This is a genomic window from Synechococcus sp. R5-13, assembly GCF_047462015.1.
In the GTDB taxonomy this organism is placed as follows: domain Bacteria; phylum Cyanobacteriota; class Cyanobacteriia; order Thermostichales; family Thermostichaceae; genus Thermostichus.
The window spans coordinates 1-4,704 of the sequence record NZ_JANSIL010000121.1 but is presented as its reverse complement, the minus strand read 5'-3'; the positions used below and the strand labels follow the sequence as shown (position 1 = coordinate 4,704).

The 4,704-nt window shown below is 56.5% G+C and carries 3 protein-coding genes; 2 read left to right on the top strand and 1 reads right to left on the bottom strand.

Features of this window, described 5'->3' with window-relative positions; translation table 11 throughout:
• Nucleotides 1-150: 150 nt before the first annotated feature.
• A complete protein-coding gene (locus NW840_RS09695) occupies nt 151-1,119 on the top strand; it encodes a hypothetical protein (RefSeq protein WP_414343909.1) in 969 nt (322 codons plus the stop codon).
• A gap of 216 nt (nt 1,120-1,335) precedes the next feature.
• Here NW840_RS09695 and NW840_RS09690 read toward each other — a convergent pair whose 3' ends face one another.
• The gene (locus NW840_RS09690) at nt 1,336-3,081 is read right to left on the bottom strand and encodes a peptidase M8 (protein WP_414343908.1); all 1,746 of its coding nucleotides are present in this window, start codon (nt 3,079-3,081) and stop codon (nt 1,336-1,338) included.
• Between the two features lie 172 nt (nt 3,082-3,253).
• Between NW840_RS09690 and NW840_RS09685 the strand changes: the two genes are divergently transcribed.
• Nucleotides 3,254-4,522, top strand: coding sequence for a class I SAM-dependent methyltransferase (locus NW840_RS09685; RefSeq protein ID WP_011433202.1), 1,269 nt, complete (start codon nt 3,254-3,256; stop codon nt 4,520-4,522).
• The last annotated feature ends 182 nt before the right edge of the window (nt 4,523-4,704 follow it).

Sequence of the window (4,704 nt, the reverse complement as noted above, 5' to 3'; positions counted from 1 at the left end):
ACACCCACCCCAACGCCAACACCCACCCCCACGCCGACACCGACACCCACGCCAACGCCGACACCTGCTCAGTTCTATGTGCATCCACTCATAGGCCGTGATAATCTCCCAGGTACCTCACCTCTCGAGCCGTTCAAAACTGTGAAGCATGTGCTGCGATCCACTGCAGTTCAGACCGCAGCCAGTCTTGGCGGCGGGACAAATGTGATTGTAAGGATCATTTACGACGGAACGGAGGAGGTTAGTAGCACCGACATCAATAGTCTGACTTTGACAGCTGGATCCGTCACGGTGCTTCCTGACAGCGGCGTTAATTTCACACTCAAGCTGAACGATAAGCTTTTAACTCTCAACAAAGGCTACAGGCTTCAAGGGTTCAAGATTGAGAGCAGGGATCCCGGTGGTCCCAGCGGTACTGGCGCTAATGCAGCTGCCATTACGCTCAATGCGGAGGGCACGCCTTTGAAAGACATGGTTATTGACTGCACAGGTATTACCACTAGCGGGGCCGGGGGAGTTGGTAGAGGCGACAAATGTGTTCATGTACCACCATCAGTTTCAGGCACTGTTACTCTTGAGAACGTACGCATTACCATTCCAAGCAACCAAGACTTTGTTACTGGCATTCTTCACGAGGGCAGGGGTACCTTGAAGGTCACTAATGGTAGTTCCGTTGTGGCTGCAGGGTCAGGGACCGCTCAGGGCGTTGTAGGTATCTATGGGAACACAGCTTCCGGCTCTGTGGAGGTGGATGGAAGCACTGTAAGCTTGAGCGCGATTACAGCCACAGGAAGCAATGGCAATGTTTTCGCTGTTGTCCTCTCAGGCCCCATTGCTTCTGGAAGAGTGGAAGGATCGTCAATTCAGGTAAGAGAAGGAGCTTCAGGAAGAATAGCAATTGGAGTTTGTGTTAACGCTAGTGGCGCTAGTGGCACTGTGACTGTGCAAGGCAACACCTTCACAAACGCTCCTCGAGGTAATACCAGTATTGCTATCTATAAACAGGCGGGAAATTTGGTTCCCACTCCCATAATTGACAACAACACCTTCGACGGCTTCTCTACATCACCACCAGCTCGAGAAAAGCGATATGTAACCTCTGGCTTTTCTTGTCCCTAACCTTTCCCACCTCTTTCCTTTTTGGCCCCCACTGAGGAGCCTTTTCTATGCCAAAGTGGCCATGCCGGGCAACAGCCGCAGGACCATCCGTAGCTCAGGTCTTGTCCTAGGACAAGAGCTGCGTCGCGCTTCCCTTCTCCTAGCAGACTCCCAGCGGGGCCTTTTTTTGTTGCCGCCCTAGGCTAGGCTGGGCATCTCCCTGGGGTTAGCAGGTCCTCAGGGAAGCAAGCGGAGCTCTCCCCCAATTGGGCCAAAAACCGCATCGTTCCCCAGGAAAAGCCCCTCCCCTGGTCGGATGCGTCCCTCTGGCGGCAGGGTATAGGGATCCGCAGCAGACAGGTTGACGCCCGTGAACCCCAAGTCTTGCATGGCTGCAGCCGTAATACGACTAAGAGCAGGGCGTGCAGGTGGCGGTGGCAGCACCGGCGTCATCAGCTCCAACCCTAGGGTTCGCCGCCAGTGACCTTCGGGAGGTGGCTCAACCTCCACCGGCACATTCCCAGATCCGCCCAGGCTGTTGTACTCAGCAGTGGCCTGCCGGCCGGCAAAGCGCGGGTTGGAGGTGCCGCTGTTGAGGAGAAGAGGACGCCAGTTGGGGACGGTGCCAAACCCCAGAGCATGGCCCAGCTCGTGCAGGACAACGTCAAACAGGGATCCCCGATCCTCTAAGCGACCCAGATCTGCCGGGTCGATCCCTATCCTGGCATAAGGGATGATGCCGATCCCGGGCCGAAGGGGGCCACAGGGGCCCGCTTGACCCACAACCCTACCCGGACCATCACTCTCAGGGGGGCTGGAGAGGAGCCGGGCGCCGGTTACTTGAACCAAGAGATCATCCACAGGACGATTGACCAGGGGAGTCGGGGGGAAACCAGCTCCGCAGAAGCCAGCCTCCAGAGTTACGGTTACATCAGGCAGATCCCCGGTGATGATCTGCTCCCAGCGCCGGGCCGCTTGCAGAACGATGTTGCGCTGGGAAGGGCTGAGGCTGTTGTCGATGAATTCAATCTCGATGTTGAAGCCGCCAGCAGAGGGAGTGGGCGAAGCCGTGGGAGAAGGAGTGGGTGCCGGGGCAACCAGAGCAGTCCTAAGCTGGAAAGCACCCGTAGCACCAGGGTCGTAACTGCTAACCCGCACCAAGTAGTTGATTCCAGCTTGCACAACCAGGTCTAGTTGGGAGTTTGTACTCTCCCCAAAGTCGTCGTTTTCGGCAATCACCTCGCCGGTAGCCTGGTTAACGATGAAAAGGTAAGTATCGAAGTCGATACTGGAAAGCTGGATCCGCACCGTTTGCCCCGCAGGCGCGCTGAGCAGGAAATCCTGAATGAAGTGAGTAGGACGACGGGGATCCCGAGGGCTACTGGTGGTCAAGCGCCCTGTAACCGCCTGCGGCACCCCCAGGGTGGGGATCCCAGGTGGAGACGGCGAAGGCGAGGCGGTTGGAAGCCCTGTGGGCGGAACAAATCCCGGCCCTGGCAATCTGGCCGCTTGTTCAGGCGTAAGGTTGAGGGGAGGTTGCAGCCGCAAAACGGTGTTGACGAAGGTGTTGATGCGGTTGGCATCGCGGGTCTGCAAGGTGGCAACGGCAAACAAAATGGCGGCATCCCGCACGGTGCCTGGTGTGCCATCCCCATCAAAATCGGAGATGGCCACCGGATTGGGGTCGGCCGTGGTCACCTCAGCCAAGGTGAGAGGAGGCTGCACCCGCAAAACGGTGTTGACAAAGCTGACAATCTGGCTGGGCTGGGTGATCCCGCTGGCAATGGCAAAGGCAATGGCGGCATCGCGGATGGTTACCGATTGCGGGTTGCCGTCGTAGTAGGCAGCAACGCCTCCTTCTGGGGCGGGCGATGAAGTCTCTGGGCGACTGAGGAGGCTGGGCCCGCTAGCTAGCCCACAAGCAGCCAGAATTCCAAGGAGAAAAGTTGCCATTAACCAAAACAGCCGCTTGCGGGGGCTCATCGAAGGATCCCTCTTCCCGACTCCCCTGAATTCTAGGTTAGGTAGTTACAAAACACCCCACCACTATACCATCCTCAGGCTTTTCTGGATTTGCCTCAGTCTTTTGCTTGCTGTGCAGTACGATAGGGTGCGTGCTAAGAGTGTTGGGATACCCAAAAACAGGAAGACTGCCATGGCAGAGAAAGTTGTGTCCAACCCCGTACAGGCGCAGTTTGACGAGTTTCCCTACCCGAATGTGCCGATTGAGCAGACGGTTACCGACAACCTTGCCTTGTTTGCCAACAGCCTTACGACGGCCAGGTACCTGCGGGATCGCAAGGTGGTATTGCCGGAAGGCAAGGTGATGCTCAATGCCGGCTGTGGCTCCGGTTGGGAAACTTTGGTTTTGGCAACGGCCAACCCCGGCGCTCGCTATGTGGGTGTGGATATTTCGCCGGAGTCCATCAAGATGGCAGAGCAGCGCTTTAAGTTCCATAAGATTGAAAACGCCCGCTTTCATGTTATGGACATTACCGACATGACGGCGCTGGGGGAGGAGTTTGATTTTATTGCCTGCAACGACGTTCTCTACCTACTGGACGACCCGGTTGCCGGTTTGAAAGGCATGCGGCAGGTGCTCAAGCCCGATGGGATCATCCGCACCAATGTTCATAGCCTTTATCAGCGGCAGTTTATCTTCAACATGCAGGATGCGATGGAGCTGCTGGGGGTGATGGACGAGCCGGCAGCCAAAGCGGTGCCCCTGCTACGAGAGGTGATGGAAGCGCTCACCGACGCCAGCTTTGTGAAGAGCCACTGGAACGGCGATGCCATCAAAACCACAGCGGGGATCCTGGCCAACTTCCTGCTGCGCAGCGACAAGGGCTTTACGGTGCCGCAGGTGTTTGAGATGTTGAGGCAGGCCGGCCTCGAGTTTATTAGCATGGTGAATTGGCAGCAGTGGAAGTTGGAGAGGGTCTTGACCAAGCCGGTGCCCTACTCGATGCGGCAACTCAATAAGTTAAGCGAGGAGCAAAAGCTTCACTTCATCGAGCTGATTTTCCCCAACATGACCCGCTTGATTGATTTTTGGTGCGGGCACCCCGGCATTCCCAAGGCTGAGCCGTTTACGAACGACGAATGGTGGAACGGCACCGTACAAGCCCACCCCCTTCTGGTGAAGTTGGATGCCAAGCAGGCTTTTCTCAACGCCATTCGGGACAACGGGCCTGTCAACATCAACGGCTGGCCGGGAGCTGAGGGGAACATTACCATCGATCCTTTCTCGGTGCGCTGGCTGGTGGATGTCTTCGGCCCCTTGCCGGTGCCGGTGCAATCTCTAGTCCACAAGACCATGGAGATTATGGACTGGACGCAGGAAGAAGCGTTTAGTCAAGTGTTGGCCAACCTGAAGTTTTTGGAAGAACGCCTGGTCATTCTGCTGGATTCCCCACTTCGCTAGGCAAGTGCAAAGCCAGGACTTACGAAAGCCCCCCTGATTCATACATGGGGGCCTTTTTGGTTGACATACCCCCCGCCCTAAAGGACGGGGATTCTTTCTCAGCCAGCAGAATTGCTGATACATTTACGCTGAACACTGCTGAACATCACTGTTCAACTATGCAGCGATAGCATTCTGTTTGT